Consider the following 14,840-nt stretch of genomic DNA (forward strand, 5'->3'; position numbering starts at 1 on the left):
CGCCGCCCCCTCGGGGCCGGAGCCCGTCAGCCCCTCAGAAGATCCCCTTGTACGTCCACCCCGTAGCGATCTGGGTACGGGATCCGAACGAGCCCTTGCCGTTGCCGTTGTTGCGGTACAGCTTCCCGGCCTTGTCACGTACGACGATGTCGTTCCTGCCGTCGCCGCTCAGGTCTCCGACGCCCACCATCAGGTTGTACGAACTCCCCCAGTCCGAGAACACCTTCACCCTCGGTGCGAAGCTGCCGTTGCCCAGGCCGTTGTAACGCCACAGGCCGCCCTTGCGGTCATGGCCGAGCAGGTCGGGACGGCCGTCACCGGTGATGTCTCCGACACCTGTGATCTGGGCGTACGTCTTCCAGTTGGTGAAGATCCTGGCCTTCGGCGCGAACTTCCCGCCGGCCATGCCCGCGTAGAAGTACATGTCGCCGGTGGACGTCTGCCGGGCCACGAGGTCGGCCCGGCCGTCCCCGTTCAGATCGCCGGGCGAGGTCAGCACGTCGTACTGCTGCCAGCCCCCGCCGATCACGGTGTGGCTGCTGCCCGGCGTGTACCCGGAGTTGCCGCAGCGGCCGGCGTACTGGCGCAGTTCGCCGCCCGGCATCCGCACGATCAGTTCGGAGCAGCGGTCGCTGCCGGTGTCCGCGAGCGGCACGGCGAGCGTGCCGGCGGGCCAGCCGGTCCCGGTGATCTTCCCGTCGAACGTACCCGGGGCCCCCTTCCCGAACTGGACGGTCAGCCCACCGGAGGAGTTGAGGGTGACCAGATCCCCGATGCTGTACCGGCCCTGGTCGTGGAAGCCCGCCTTGCCGCCGCCCACCCCGATGGAGCCACTAATGGTGTACGTCCCTGACCCGTCCTCGGCCGTCGCTTTCAGCGTCCAGGTGTGCTTCCCGTTGCCCGTGTATCCGCCGGCGTCCGTCCGGCCGTTCCAGGCGACGTCCGCCTCGGTGCCGGATCCGGTCCCCTTGAGGGTGCGTACCCGGCCGGTCCAGTCCTTGACCGTGTAGGTCCAGGTGACGGGCTTGTTGAACTGCCAGGTGCTGAGCCACGCCTCCAGGCCGTTCACGCCCTTGAGGTCGATAGAGGTGTCGCCGATGTCGGAGGCGATCTTCGCGAGGGGCTGCGCGGGCACGCCGCTGGGCACGATGTGGACGGAGTTCGCTCCATCGACGTACGCGATGTCCCCGCCGAACCTGTCCACCGCCCAGGTCAGCCGGCGCTGGTCGGCCGTCTTCCCCGCCGCCAGGTCGGCCACCGCTCGGGGAGCCGCGGCCTTGCCTGTGTGGAAGTCGGTCAGCAGCAGCTTCCCAACGGTCCTGTCGTGCCGGACGAGGTATCCGTCACCGACGAGGGCGGGCCCCGACGGCACGGTGAACGACTTCTTCGCCGTCCGGTCGTACACCCCGGCCGCACCGGTCGCCCCGCAGTTCCAGTAGACCCAGCGCCCGACCGCGCGCACCTCCTTGATCACACAGGGGGCGCCGGTGGCAACCGTCTCCACGACCTTGTTCTTCCCGATGTCGGTCGCGGTGAGCGCGCCCTTCGCGGAAGTCGCCGCCCACAGCGAGGTGCCCCGGACGGAGGCGGCCGTGGCGGTGCGGACGAGGGGGGCGGGGGTCGCGTAGTAGCTCGGGTACATGCCGGCCCGCTGCTTGACGGGCGAGCCGCCGTTGACGACCCAGGCGCGGGCCGTCATGTCCACGATCTTCGCGGTGCCCTCGGGGTAGCGGACATCGCCCCCGTTGTACGAGTTCCCCGGCCCCCAGAACTGGACGCTCTCGGTGCCGTCGCCGTTGACGAACACGACGCCGAAGTCCCCGTGCCCGGAGGCGACCAGCTCCACACAGGAGCCCATGTCGCAGGGCACCGTCCTGAAGTGCGCGCCGTTGGCCAGGGCCCCGGCGTACGCCCGGCCCTCCCGCGCCCCCACGGTCGTGCCGTCGGCGGACACCCGGCGCTCGTAGATCATCGCGTCACCACTGGGGCTCCGCTCGGCCGTGACCAGCCGTCCACCGGCGAAGTCGAGACCGCGGACCCCGGTGGTCGCCACGGTGGCCGGAGCCCCGGCGCCGGCCGCCAGGGGCACGAATCCCGCCCCGATTCCAAGTGCCGCCGCCATCGCGACAGCACCGCGTACAACAGTGTGGCGTCTCACGCCCAGCCCCTCCCGGGAACTACCGAAGAGCATGAGGAGGACGCGGCAGAGCGCCGCGGTCTGTGCGAAGTGTGAAAGCCCCCCGGCCCTGACCCCTCATGCGTGTGGGCCGACTTTAACAGCGTCCGCACAGGTGGTGACAGGGAGATTCGAACCGGTTCAAAGAAACAGGGCCCGCACAACACCGAAGTGATGTGCGGGCCCTGCTCAGCAGTCAGGCGATCGGACGATCAGCCGTTGCGCTTCCAGCGCGGCTTGTCGTCGCGGCGGCCGAAGGAGCCGGTGCTCGTGCCGGTTCCGGTGGAGCGGTGGTCGTCACGGCGGCCGGTGGGACGGTCGTTGCCGCCCGAGCGGAAGCCGCCCGAGGGACGGTCGTCACGACGGTCGCGGTTGAACGGGCGGTCGCCGCCGCCGGAGCGGAAGCCACCGGACGGGCGCTCGTCACGACGGTCGCGGTTGAACGACGGACGGTCGTTGTCACGGCTGAAGCCGCCCGCCGGGCGGTCGTTGTCGCGACGCTCGAAGGAGCGGCCGCCACGGTCGTCGCGGCGGTCGCCGCCACCGGAGCGGAAGCCGCCCGAGGGACGCTCGTCACGACGGTCGCGGTTGAACGACGGACGGTCGTTGTCACGACGCTCGAAAGAACGGCCGCCACGGTCGTCGCGGCGGTCGCCGCCACCGGAGCGGAAGCCGCCGCCGACGGGACGGTCCTCGCGACGGTCGTTGCTGCCCCGGAAGGACGGACGGTCGCTGCTGCCTCGGTAGCCGCTGCTGCCGGCCGGACGGCCGCTGCGCTCGCCGGTACGGTCGTTGCCGCCGCGGTACCCACCGCGGTCGCCGCCGCGGTTGTCCCGGCGCTCGTAGTTGCCCCGGTCGTCGCGACGCTCTTCGCGCGCGGCCGGCTGCTCCGGCGCGGAAGCGGCGGCCAGCAGTGCGGCCTCCGCCTCGGCGGCGACCTCGGCCACCGCTGCCTCGGGGTCGTCGCCCCGCTCGCGGGCGGCACGGGCGACCAGGCGGTCGGCCTCCTCGCGCAGCTCGACGGCGCGGCGCTGGATGCGCTCCAGCTGCTTCGTCAGGTCGGCGGCCTCGCGCTCGGCCTGCTTGGCGGCGTTGTTCGCGGAGTCGGCCTGGACCTCGGTGAGCGAACGGGCACCGGTGATCTCGGCGACCTCCGGCTCGAAGACGCCCGCGCCCTGCACGATGTGGCGCGAGGCGTCGACGCCCGCGTCCTCCATCAGGCGGAAGATCTGGCGGCGCTGGTGCGGCAGCGCCAGCGAGACGACGACACCGGACTTGCCGGCACGGGCGGTACGGCCCGAGCGGTGCAGGTAGTCCTTGTGGTCACCGGCCGGGTCCACGTTCAGGACCAGGTCGATGCCGTCGACGTGGATACCGCGGGCGGCGACGTCGGTCGCGACCAGCGCGTTGACGTAGCCCTTCTTGAAGTCCTCAAGAACGCGGGTACGGGCGCCCTGGGTCATGCCGCCGTGCAGCGCGTCCGCCTTGACGCCCGCCTCGACGAGCTGCTCTGCGATGCGGTCGGCGCCCAGCTGGGTGCGGACGAAGATGATGGTGCGGCCCTTGCGGGCGGCGATGGCGGAGGTGACCGGCGCCTTGTCCTTCGGCTTCACGACGAGGACGTGGTGCGACATGGTCGAGACGTTGCCCTGGGCGGAGTCGACCTCGTGGGTGACCGGGTTGCTCAGGTAGCGCTTGACCAGGGTGCCGATCTCGTTCTCCATGGTGGCGGAGAAGAGCATGCGCTGGCCACCGCCGGGGATCTGGTCGAGCAGCTCGGTGACCTCGGGCAGGAAGCCCAGGTCGGACATCTGGTCGGCCTCGTCGAGGACGGCGACCTGGACGTTCTCCAGGGAGCAGGCGCCCCGGTTGATGATGTCGCGCAGCCGGCCCGGGGTGGCGACGAGGACGTCGACACCGCGCTCCAGCGCGTAGATCTGGTTGCCCATCGACGTACCGCCGCAGACGACCTTCATCTTCAGGCCGAGGACGTCGCCGTACGGCTGAAGCGCGTCCGCGACCTGCATCGCGAGCTCACGCGTCGGGGTGAGGATGATCGCGCGGGGCTTCTTCCTCTCGGTGTGCCCACCGGCCAGCGAGGCCAGCGTCGGCAGACCGAAGGAGAGGGTCTTGCCGGAGCCGGTACGGCCTCGGCCGAGGATGTCCTTTCCGGCCAGGGCGTCCGGGATGGTCGCTGCCTGGATCGGGAAGGGCGCGGTCACACCGTTCTGTGCGAGCTTGCGGACGATGCCGTCCGGCAGGCCCAGCTCCGCGAAGGTGATGGTCGGCTCGGCGTCCGCCTCGTCGGCGGCGGAGTCGGCGTCGGCCTGCTCGGCAACGGGGGCCTCAGGAGCCTTGGTCTCGGCCTCGGGGGCCTTGGCCTCGGTCTGCTCGGCGGCCTCGGTCTGCCCGGCCTGCTCGGTCTGAGGAGCCTTGAGGTAGTCCTCTACGGAGACGGCGGACTCTGCGACAACGGCCTCCGCCGCCACCACGAGCTCGTCGTTCTCGATGTTCTCGGGCAGCACGGCGTGGTCAGAACTGGAAATTGACATGCGAAATGCGAAACCTTCCGGAGTCTCGGCACGCGCCCGTAACTCCGTGTTTTCGCAATTTCGACCGCCTCAATGCGGTCCAGCCACGGCAAGGGAGAGTACGCGCCACACGGCGCTCTTCTGTGTCGGCGCCGGGCAATGGATCAAACGATGTACTACCATACGCACTCACCCCACCATCGCGCAAACCGGCCCCCTCCGGCCGCCCCGTCAAGCCGGTCCCACCTGCGGCGATGCCTCCGGAGTCCGTACGTCCTCCACGTGGCCCGGCGCCCCCATCGCCTCATTGCGGAGCTGAGCCGCGGGCGACGCCGAAGGCACCTCCGGCGGCTCCGAGGGCTCCGGCTCGGGCTCCTCCGGCGGGGCGGGCGGCTCGGGGGTCTGCGCCTCGGAGGGCGCCGGGGGATCCGGCCGCTCCGGAACCCCGGGCTCCGCCTGCGGGAGCGGCGGAGCCGACAGCCGGCCGCCCCGGACCCTGCCCGGCTCGGCGGACTTCGCTCCGGGACTGCGCGAGGGCTCTGCGGAGGCGCTCGGGGCGCCGGACTCTGCGGCCTCCCGCTCCGAGTCCGCCTCGGCTCCGCCGGTACGGGCCGACCGGCCGGTACCGGTCACCGTGGAGCCGTCGGGTCCGGCCACCGTCCCCTTCGACGCGGACGGTCGCGAGGGCGACGGCTTCCCGCCGCCGTCACCGACGCTCATACAGCCTGTGGACGCGGCGATCGTCACAACAGTGACGGCCGCCCAACGGACGGGAGCAGGTACGGACAACTGGCGCACGGGGGCACCTCCGGGGGCGCGAGGAAGGACGTGGCGGTACGGAAACGAGCCGGGGAGCGCTGTGCCCAACTCCCACCGCCCCGCCGGGGACACGCCCCCGGACCCGGCCCGCACACCTCATTCACACCTCGCCGCCCCGGCGCGCTCCCCGCAACCAGACACCCGAAGCCCACCTCACAGCCCGCAACCCGGCGCCGGAGCCCGCCCGGCAACCCGAAACCCGGTCCCGGAGCCCCGCCCCGCAACCAGGCACCCGGAGCCCCGGTCCCGTACCCCCCACCCCGGCGCGCCTCAGCCGTAACCGAGCGCGTGCAGCCTCTCGTCGTCGATGCCGAAGTGGTGGGCGATCTCGTGCACGACGGTGATCTCCGTCTCGGCCACCACGCGCTCGCGGGACTCGCACATCCGCAGCGTCGGCCCCCGGTAGATGGTGATCCGGTCCGGCAGCACACCCGCGTACCACTCACCGCGCTCGGTCAGCGGCGTGCCCTCGTAGAGCCCGAGCAGATCCGGATCGTCGGCCTCCGGTTCGTCCTCGACGAATACTGCGACGTTGTCCATCAGCCGGGTCAGCTCCGGCGGGATCCGGTCCAGGGCCTCGCCCACCAGTTCCTCGAACTCTTCCCGCGTCATCTCCAGCACCCCGTCATTGTCACGTACCGCCGCCGGAAGCGCGCCGAAGAGACCGGGAACGTACGCACGTATCCGGGAGCACCCAGGCGCACCCGGAGCGCATACCTGCCCTCGGTCCGGGGCACAGTCGCCCAATGGCCCGCGACCCGTTCCGTGCCGCAGCAGCCCGTGTCCGGCACCGCCTCCGCCCCCGCCCCCGGCCGCGCACCGGCCGCCGTGTCCGTGGCTCCGGTGGCGCGCTCGCCGTCTCGCCGCGACCGCTCGCCCGCGCGCTGGGCCTGGTCACCGTCGTGTTCTTCGGCGCCTGGCTCGGGCTGCTGGCCGTCGGCAGTGTCCGTACGACCGTCGGCCCGATGGACACGACGATGACCCTGCGCCCCTCGCTCACCGGCGGCACCAAGATCAACGTGTCCCCGCTGGGCGCCCTGGAGCTGGATTCGCACCACGCCCCGGTCCGGCTCGACGTCGACGTCGACCGCCTCGACCCGGTCCGTTCCGAGGCCCTGGTCCAGCACCCGGAACGGCTGTCCGGGCTGGAGGAGGAGGTCACCGGCGACGTCAGCGCCGGCACCCGCGAGCTCGCCCTGCGCTCCTGCGTCGCGGTCGTCTCCGGGGCCACCGCACTGGGCCTCGCGGTCTACCGCAGGCCCCGCCGCGCCCTCGCGGCCGGCGGGCTCGCGCTCACGCTGCTGGCCGCCTCGGGCGTCAGCGCGTACGCCACCTGGAACCCGAAGTCGGTCCTGGAGCCCAGGTTCTCCGGACTGCTCTCCAGTGCCCCCTCCGTCGTCGGGGACGCCCGCTCGATCGTCACCGACTTCGACGTCTACCAGCAGGAGCTGGCCCGGCTGGTCACCAACGTCACCAAGCTGTACGACGCCGCCTCTACGCTCCCCGTCTACAGCCCGGACCCCGCCACACTGCGCGTCCTGCACGTCTCCGACATCCATCTGAACCCGGCGGCCTGGCACATCATCGGCTCGCTCGTCGAGCAGTACGACATCGACCTGATCATCGATTCGGGCGACACGATGGACCACGGCGCCGCCGTGGAGAACAACTTCCTGGACCCGATCAGCGATCTGGGCGCCCCCTACGTCTGGGTCCGGGGGAACCACGACTCCGCGACCACCCAGAAGTACCTGCGCGACGCCAAGCGGTTCAAGAACGTGCACGTGCTGGACGACGGCCGGGCGGTGAACGCCGGCGGGCTGCGGGTGGCCGGTATCGGGGACCCGGAGTTCACCCCGGACCGCACCGGGCCGGAACAGGCCGAGGACGTCGAGCGGACGGCGGGCCTGCGGCTGGCGGCCGCCCTGCGCGAGCAGCGGCGGGCCGGCACCCCGGTCGACATCGCCGTCACCCACGAACCGGCGGCGGCCCGGGAGACGGACGGCACGGTCCCGCTCGTGCTGGCCGGCCATGTGCACCACCGGCAGAACGAGGTGATGAAGCTCGGCACCCGGCTGAAGGCCGAGGGCTCCACGGGCGGCGGCGGGCTGCGCGCCGTACAGAACAAGAAGCCGGAACAGGTGCTCGCGTCGGTGCTCTACCTGGACCGCTCCACCCGGCGCCTGCAAGCCTGGGACGAGATCACGCTGGGCGGGCTCGGCCTGACGACGGCCGAGGTCAGCCGCCATCTGCCGGAGCCGAATCCGGCCCTCCCGAGCCCGCTCCCGACGGCCCCCACGACCTCCCGGTAAACCGTTTTGGCGATACCTGCCGCCATCCCATATGCTTCTGACGTCCCCGACGCGCTGGGAAGCGCGCAGGTGGGCCCTTAGCCCTCATCGTCTAGTGGCCCAGGACGCCGCCCTTTCAAGGCGGTAGCACGGGTTCGAATCCCGTTGGGGGCACGCTTTAACGTGTGCGAGACTTGTCTCGCACATTGCTTGGTCCTGTGGAGCAGTTTGGAGTGCTCGCCACCCTGTCAAGGTGGAGGCCGCGGGTTCAAATCCCGTCAGGACCGCTGCAGCCCGTATGAGCTGCGTGGCTGGGTAGCTCAGTTGGTACGAGCGATCGCCTGAAAAGCGATAGGTCGCCGGTTCGATCCCGGCCCCAGCCACCACCAGAAGGCCCCGTCCGACGGACGGGGCCTTCGTCGTGTCAGACACCTTCCCGGTCTGCGGTGTTCGCCTCGTCCGCACCGGCAGCGGCCCGGCGGCGCACCGCCCGTACCGCGAGCACCAGCAGGACCACGGCCACCACCGCGCCCAGCAGCACCCCGTCCGGCACCTGCTCACCCACGCCCTGGGCCCACTGCTCCACGGCGAACGACTGGTCCACGTCCAGCAGCCCGGGGAGCGCGGTCGTCCCGTCGTACACCAGGAACATGACGCCGAGGCCGATGAAGAAGAGCCCCGACAGCAGCGACGTCGTGTGCAGTTCGAAGCGGCCGAGCCGCAGGACGCGTCCGCGCAGCCAGGCCCGGCGGCCCAGCTCGAACCGTTCCCAGACCAGCGCGAGCAGGAAGAGCGGCACCGCCATGCCCAGGGCGTAGACGGCGAGCAGCAGTCCGCCGTACGCCGGGCTGCCGCTGACGGCCGCCACGGTGAGCACGCTCCCGAGGATCGGTCCCGCGCAGAAACCGGCCAGTCCGTAGACCGCGCCGAGCGCGTAGACCGATACGGCGGTCGTGGGGCGGATCCGGCCGTTGAGCGCGGCGATCCGCCGCGAGGCGAAGCCGAGCCCGACGATCTGGGCGGCGCCGAGGACGATGATCAGCCAGCCCGCGCCGAGGACGAGAGCGTCGCGGTGGCCGTAGAAGAGCCGTCCGGCGTACGAGCCCGCCGCGCCCAGCGGGACCAGAGTGGTGGCCAGCCCCGCGTAGAAGATCCCGGTGCGGGCGAGCAGCCGTGAGGCGGAGTTGATGGAGTACGCGAAGAAGGCGGGGAGCAGCAGGGCGCTGCACGGGCTGAGCAGGGCCAGCAGCCCGCCGAGGAGGGCGGCGAAGTAGCCGATTCCGGCGGTCACTTCGCGGCGCCCTTGGCGTCCTGGCCCGCGTTGCCGGTGTTCTTCGCCCGTTCCGCCGCCTGCTCGATGGCCTCGGTGAAGGTACGGGCCGGCTGCGCCCCGGCGATCGGGCGGCCGTTGATCAGGAACGAGGGGGTGGACGTCGCGCCGATCCCGTATCCCTGCTCCTGGTCCTTGCTCACCGCTGCGGCGGCCGCCGCACCGTCCGCGTCGGCCTGGAAGCGGTCCAGGTCGGCCACCCCGGCCTGCTGGGCGAGCGCCTTGAGGCGGTCCTTGCCGAACCCCTTCTCCTTGACCCCTTCGGCGTAGGCGGCACGGTGGAACTGCCAGAAGCGGCCCTGCTGTCCGGCGGCCCAGGAGGCGCGCGCGGCGGCCTCGGACTCGGTGCCGAAGATCGGGAAGTTCCGCCACTCGATGCGCAGGGTGCCGTTGTCGACGTACTTCTCCACCAGGGCGGGTTCGGTGTCCCGCACGAACTTCGCGCAGTAGCCGCACTTGAAGTCGGCGTACTCGATGAGGACGACGGGCGCGTCCGCCCGGCCCCGCGCCAGCTTGTCCCCGGCATCGCGCCGGGCCAGCTTCGCCAGCTCGGGGTAGACGCCGGCCTCCGGCTCCGCGGTGACGTCTGCGACCGCGGTGGAGCCGGAGTCCGAGGGCTCGGGGGCGGTGGCCCGGTAGGAGACGTAGCCGAACAGGGCGGCGGCCGCGACGATCCCGGCGCCGTAGACGAGCGGCTTACGGGACCTCCCGGTCGGTTTACGGGACTGCGCGGTCGGCTTGGCATTCGGCTTGGCATTCGGCTTGCGGGACGGCTTCGGGGACGGACCGGACGTGGAAACGGGCATGCGGAACTCCGGACTGGTGGTGCGGGAAGAAGGAGAGGGGCGGCCGGCGCGGGGCGGGCGGTCCGTCTACACCCTCAGTACGGAGAGTTCCACCGGGCCCGGCGCCGCCGCGTCGGGTCCCCGCGGTGTCATCGGCGCGGGTGGCCGGACCGGCTCGGGTCCGGTGGCGGCGGGCAGGCCCCATTCGGCGAGGCCCGGCGCCTGGTCGTGGGCCGTCCGGGCCCGGCCGGGAACGGCGGGCTCTGTGCCGTCGCGCTTTCCGTTCCTGCCGCAGCCGGGAACCCCGTGCCCGTCGTCCTTGGCGTCGGCCACGACCGGCGTCCGGGACGACAACGGCACCGGCGCCGAAGCCGTCGAAGCGACCGAAGCCGCCGGGGCCGATACCGGAGACGTCGCGGCGACCGCCGTGGACGGTCCGCAGAACAGCCCGAGCACCACCGCCAGCGCCGCCACCAGGCAGCACCACTGCGAACGGGACACGGGACGGGGCCTTCCAGAAGGAGGAGATCGGAGCGGGTGGATCGGAGCAGGGAGACCGGAGGAAGATCAACTGTCCGGAATGGTACGTGCTGTGACCGTCACCGCCCCCACCGTGCGGGCACCGTGACGGATCCCGTGACGGATCCCGCGCGAAATACGTTCGCCGTTCCTCGGGCCCGGGTGAGATCCTGGAACCCGTATGTCTACTTCCTTTGCCGACCTCCAGTCCCAGCTCGGGCAGCTCTCGCTGCGCGACGCCCACCGGCTCGGCCGCCGCCTCGAAGGCGCGCGCCGCATTCGTAAGCCAGAGGCCCAGCAGGGCGTGCTGGACGAGATCGCCGCGCAGGCCACCAAGGCGGCGGAGCGGCTCGCGCTGCGGGCCGGGCGGCTGCCTGCCATCTCGTACCCGGAACAGCTGCCGGTCAGCCAGAAGAAGGACGAGATCCTGGAGGCGATACGCGACCACCAGGTCGTGATCGTCGCGGGTGAGACCGGCTCGGGCAAGACCACCCAGATCCCCAAGATCTGCATGGAGCTGGGCCGTGGCGTCCGCGGCATGATCGGGCACACCCAGCCCCGCCGGATCGCCGCCCGCACGGTGGCCGAGCGGATCGCGGAGGAGCTGAATACGCCGCTGGGCGAGGCGGTCGGCTGGAAGGTCCGGTTCACCGACCAGGTCAACCAGGACGCGACGTTCGTCAAGCTGATGACGGACGGCATCCTGCTGGCCGAGATCCAGACGGACCGCGAGCTGCTCGCGTACGACACGATCATCATCGACGAGGCCCACGAGCGGTCGTTGAACATCGACTTCCTGCTCGGCTATCTGGCCCGGCTGCTGCCCAAGCGCCCGGACCTGAAGGTCGTCATCACCTCCGCGACCATCGACCCGGAGCGCTTCGCCCGCCACTTCGGCGAAGCCCCGATCGTCGAGGTCAGCGGGCGTACGTACCCGGTCGAGGTGCGATATCGGCCCCTGCTGGAGGAGGACAGCGAGGACTCCGACCGCGACCAGATCACCGCGATCTGCGACGCCGTCGACGAGCTCCAGACGGAGGGGCCGGGCGACGTCCTGGTCTTCCTCTCCGGCGAGCGGGAGATCCGTGACACCGCGGACGCGCTCGGCAAACGCAACCTCAGACATACCGAGGTGCTCCCTCTCTACGCACGTCTGTCGCACGCCGAGCAGCACCGCGTGTTCCAGCGCCACACCGGACGCAGGGTCGTCCTCGCGACGAACGTCGCCGAGACCTCGCTGACCGTCCCCGGCATCAAGTACGTGATCGACCCGGGCAACGCCCGTATCTCCCGCTACAGTCACCGCACCAAGGTCCAGCGGCTGCCGATCGAGCGGATCTCGCAGGCCAGCGCCAACCAGCGCAAGGGCCGCTGCGGCCGTACCTCTGACGGCATCTGCATCCGGCTGTACTCCGAGGACGACTTCCTGACCCGGCCGGAGTTCACCGACCCGGAGATCCTGCGGACGAACCTGGCCTCCGTCATCCTCCAGATGACCGCGGCCGGGCTGGGCGACATCGAGAAGTTCCCCTTCATCGACCCGCCGGACCACCGCAACATCCGTGACGGCGTGCAGCTCCTCCAGGAGCTGGGCGCGCTGGATCCGGAGGAGAAGGATCCGAAGAAGCGGCTCACCCCGCTGGGGCGGAAGCTCTCCCAGCTGCCGGTGGACCCGCGCCTGGCCCGGATGGTCATCGAGGCCGACCGCAACGGCTGTGTCCGCGAGGTCATGGTCATCGCCGCCGCGCTCTCCATCCAGGATCCGCGCGAGCGGCCGTCCGAGAAGCAGACGCAGGCCGATCAGAACCACGCCCGGTTCAAGGACGAGACGTCGGACTTCCTGGCGTTCCTGAACCTGTGGCGCTACATCCGCGAGCAGCAGAAGGAGCGCGGCTCCTCCAGCTTCCGCCGGATGTGCAAGCAGGAGTACCTGAACTTCCTGCGCATCCGCGAATGGCAGGACATCTACGCCCAGCTGCGCACGGTCGCCAAGCAGATGGGGATCGAGCTCAATGAGGACGACGCTCCCGAGCAGTCGGTGCACACCTCGCTGCTGGCCGGGCTGCTGTCGCACATCGGGCTGAAGGACACCGAGAAGAACGAGTACGTCGGTGCCCGCAACGCCAAGTTCGCGATCTTCCCGGGCTCCGCGCTCTTCAAGAAGCAGCCCCGGTTCGTGATGTCGGCGGAGCTGGTGGAGACGTCCCGGCTGTGGGCGCGGGTCAATGCCCGGGTCGAGCCCGAGTGGATCGAGCCGCTGGCCCAGCACCTGCTGAAGCGCACCTACAGCGAGCCGCACTGGGAGAAGGACCAGGCCGCGGTGATGGCGTACGAGCGGGTCACGCTGTACGGCGTACCGATCGTGGCCCAGCGCAAGATCAATTTCGGCCGTATCGACCAGGAGGCCTCGCGGGACCTGTTCATCCGCAACGCCCTGGTCGAGGGCGACTGGCGCACGCATCACCAGTTCTTCCACGACAACCGCAAGCTCCTGGGCGAGGTCGAGGAGCTGGAGCACCGGGCCAGGCGCCGCGACATCCTGGTGGACGACGAGACGCTGTTCGACTTCTACGACCAGCGGATCCCGGAGCACGTCGTCTCGGGGGCGCACTTCGACTCCTGGTGGAAGCACAAGCGCCGGGACGAGCCCGACGCGCTGGACTTCGAGCGCTCGATGCTCATCAACGAGAAGGCCGGGAACGTCACCAAGGACGACTACCCGGACTCCTGGCGGCAGGGGAAGCTCAAGTTCCGGGTGACGTACCAGTTCGAGCCCGGCGCGGACGCCGACGGCGTGACCGTCCACATCCCGCTCCAGGTGCTGAACCAGGTCACCTCCGAGGGCTTCGACTGGCAGATCCCGGGGCTGCGCGAGGAAGTGGTCACCGAGCTGATCCGCTCGCTGCCCAAGCCGATCCGCCGGCACTACGTCCCCGCGCCGAACTACGCGGACAAGTTCCTGGACCGGGCCGTTCCGCTCCAGGAGCCGCTGCCGTTCACGCTGGCCCGCGAGCTCCAGCGGATGGTCGGCGTCCCGGTCACGGCCGACGACTTCGATCTGACCCGGATCCCGGACCACCTGAAGATCACCTTCCGGATCGTCGACGAGCGGCGCCGCAAAGTCGCGGAGGACAAGGACCTGGAGGCGCTGCGCGTCCAGCTGCGCCCCAAGGCCCGGCAGGCGCTCTCCAAGGCCGCCGCGGCGACCGCGGGCCCCACCGGTGAGTCCATCGAGCGGGCCGGCCTCACCGACTGGACGATCGGCACCCTGGACCGGATCTTCGAGACCCGGCGGGCCGGCCAGCCGGTGAAGGCGTACCCGGCCCTCGTCGACCAGGGCGAGTCCATCGCCGTACGGCTCTTCGACACCGAGGCCGAGCAGCAGCAGGCGATGTGGCGCGGCACCCGGAAGCTGATCCTGCTGAACATCCCGGTGAACCCGGCGAAGTTCGCGTCGGAGAAGCTGACCAACCAGCAGAAGCTGGCCCTGTCGCGCAACCCGCACGGCTCCATCCAGGCGCTCTTCGACGACTGCGCGACCGCCGCCGCGGACCGGCTGATCGCCGCGCACGGCGGGCCCGCCTGGGACGAGGCGTCGTTCCGGAAGCTGTACGACAAGGTGCGCGCGGACCTGGTGGACCTGACCGTCCGCACGGTCGGCCAGGTGCAGCAGGTCCTGGCGGCCTGGCAGGCGTGCGAGCGCCGGCTGAAGGCGACCAGCAGCCTGGTCCTGATCAACAACGTCACCGACGTACGGGAGCACCTCGCCCGTCTCGTCCCGCCCGGGTTCGTCACCGCGACCGGGCTGCGCAGGCTGCCCGATCTGATGCGCTACCTGGTCGCGGAGGACCGTCGGCTCCAGCAGATGCCGACCAACGTGCAGCGCGACACCGCGCGCATGGAGAAGGTCCACGAGATGCAGGACGAGTACGCCTGGCTGCTCGAACAGCTGCCGCAGGGCAGGCCGGTGCCGCAGGAGGTCCTGGACATCCGCTGGATGATCGAGGAGCTGCGGGTGAGCTATTTCGCGCACGCCCTGGGCACCGCGTTCCCCGTCTCCGACAAGCGGATCGTGAAGGCGATCGACGCCGCGGCCCCGTAGCCGCCCCGCCGGTGGCCGGGTGACCGGCCGGCCACCGGAAGTGAGGTCGACCGCACCCTCTGACCTCCTGTACAGTCTGTCTTCGCAGCCAGCCGCAAGGCAGCCGCGAAAACCTGGTCCTGTGGAGCAGTTTGGAGTGCTCGCCACCCTGTCAAGGTGGAGGCCGCGGGTTCAAATCCCGTCAGGACCGCAGTAACGAAAGCCCGGATCCCCTGGATCCGGGCTTTCGCGCGTATTGACTCCGGTGGCCGCCGACGAGTACTCAGAAAACAGGGGCTGCCCCTGTT

9 protein-coding genes and 4 tRNA genes are annotated in these 14,840 nt (G+C 70.8%); 6 read left to right on the forward strand and 7 right to left on the reverse strand.

The annotated features are described in order from the left end of the window. Positions 1-34: 34 nt before the first annotated feature. The 4 genes from RLT59_RS17270 to RLT59_RS17285 form a co-directional block, all read right to left on the reverse strand. Complete coding sequence (locus RLT59_RS17270; protein ID WP_311304228.1) at positions 35-2,122, reverse strand: FG-GAP repeat domain-containing protein; 2,088 nt, start codon at positions 2,120-2,122, stop codon at positions 35-37. A gap of 266 nt (positions 2,123-2,388) precedes the next feature. Further along, positions 2,389-4,728, reverse strand: a complete 2,340-nt coding sequence (locus RLT59_RS17275) for a DEAD/DEAH box helicase (protein WP_311304229.1) — start codon at positions 4,726-4,728, stop codon at positions 2,389-2,391. 210 nt (positions 4,729-4,938) lie between these two features. Next, on the reverse strand, positions 4,939-5,505 hold the full coding sequence (locus tag RLT59_RS17280) for a hypothetical protein (RefSeq protein WP_311304230.1): 567 nt from the start codon (positions 5,503-5,505) through the stop codon (positions 4,939-4,941). A 291-nt stretch (positions 5,506-5,796) separates the two neighbouring features. Next, entirely contained in the window at positions 5,797-6,147 is a 351-nt protein-coding gene (locus RLT59_RS17285; RefSeq protein ID WP_311304231.1) for a metallopeptidase family protein, read from the reverse strand. 125 nt (positions 6,148-6,272) lie between these two features. On the opposite strand from RLT59_RS17285, the gene RLT59_RS17290 reads away from it, so the two are divergent. From RLT59_RS17290 to RLT59_RS17305, 4 genes are all read left to right on the forward strand, one after another. Then, positions 6,273-7,838 carry a metallophosphoesterase family protein gene (locus RLT59_RS17290; RefSeq protein WP_311304232.1) on the forward strand — a complete coding sequence of 522 codons (1,566 nt, stop codon included), beginning with the start codon at positions 6,273-6,275 and terminating at the stop codon, positions 7,836-7,838. 80 nt (positions 7,839-7,918) lie between these two features. Next, a tRNA-Glu gene (locus tag RLT59_RS17295) sits at positions 7,919-7,991 on the forward strand. A 38-nt stretch (positions 7,992-8,029) separates the two neighbouring features. Continuing rightward, positions 8,030-8,104, forward strand: a tRNA-Asp gene (locus RLT59_RS17300). Between the two features lie 22 nt (positions 8,105-8,126). Then, positions 8,127-8,203, forward strand: a tRNA-Phe gene (locus tag RLT59_RS17305). A 38-nt stretch (positions 8,204-8,241) separates the two neighbouring features. On the opposite strand, the gene RLT59_RS17310 is transcribed toward RLT59_RS17305, so the two are convergent. The 3 genes from RLT59_RS17310 to RLT59_RS17320 all read right to left on the reverse strand — a co-directional run bounded on the left by RLT59_RS17310 (position 8,242) and on the right by RLT59_RS17320 (position 10,433). Continuing rightward, entirely contained in the window at positions 8,242-9,108 is an 867-nt protein-coding gene (locus tag RLT59_RS17310) for a cytochrome c biogenesis CcdA family protein (RefSeq protein ID WP_311304233.1), read from the reverse strand. Beyond that, positions 9,105-9,953: a DsbA family protein gene (locus RLT59_RS17315; RefSeq protein ID WP_311304234.1), complete on the reverse strand. Its 849-nt coding sequence runs from the start codon at positions 9,951-9,953 to the stop codon at positions 9,105-9,107. The genes RLT59_RS17310 and RLT59_RS17315 overlap by 4 nt, the downstream gene beginning before the upstream one ends. 66 nt (positions 9,954-10,019) lie before the next feature. Then, complete coding sequence (locus RLT59_RS17320) at positions 10,020-10,433, reverse strand: hypothetical protein (protein WP_311304235.1); 414 nt, start codon at positions 10,431-10,433, stop codon at positions 10,020-10,022. 199 nt (positions 10,434-10,632) lie between these two features. Between RLT59_RS17320 and hrpA the strand changes: the two genes are divergently transcribed. Both hrpA and RLT59_RS17330 read left to right on the forward strand, forming a co-directional pair. Next, positions 10,633-14,553 carry an ATP-dependent RNA helicase HrpA gene (hrpA, locus tag RLT59_RS17325; RefSeq protein WP_311304236.1) on the forward strand — a complete coding sequence of 1,307 codons (3,921 nt, stop codon included), beginning with the start codon at positions 10,633-10,635 and terminating at the stop codon, positions 14,551-14,553. A gap of 115 nt (positions 14,554-14,668) precedes the next feature. Beyond that, a tRNA-Asp gene (locus tag RLT59_RS17330) sits at positions 14,669-14,743 on the forward strand. Positions 14,744-14,840 lie beyond the last annotated feature (97 nt).

Source organism: Streptomyces sp. ITFR-6 (genome assembly GCF_031844725.1).
In the GTDB taxonomy this organism is placed as follows: Bacteria; Actinomycetota; Actinomycetes; order Streptomycetales; family Streptomycetaceae; genus Streptomyces.

Bases quoted from the DNA above. Each gene is read 5' to 3' on its own strand.
- hrpA (WP_311304236.1), top strand. From the start codon at position 10,633: ATGTCTACTTCCTTTGCCGACCTCCAGTCCCAGCTCGGGCAGCTCTCG.
- RLT59_RS17270 (WP_311304228.1), bottom strand. From the start codon at position 2,122: ATGGCGGCGGCACTTGGAATCGGGGCGGGATTCGTGCCCCTGGCGGCC.
- RLT59_RS17290 (WP_311304232.1), top strand. From the start codon at position 6,273: ATGGCCCGCGACCCGTTCCGTGCCGCAGCAGCCCGTGTCCGGCACCGC.
- RLT59_RS17275 (WP_311304229.1), bottom strand. From the start codon at position 4,728: ATGTCAATTTCCAGTTCTGACCACGCCGTGCTGCCCGAGAACATCGAG.
- RLT59_RS17315 (WP_311304234.1), bottom strand. From the start codon at position 9,953: ATGCCCGTTTCCACGTCCGGTCCGTCCCCGAAGCCGTCCCGCAAGCCG.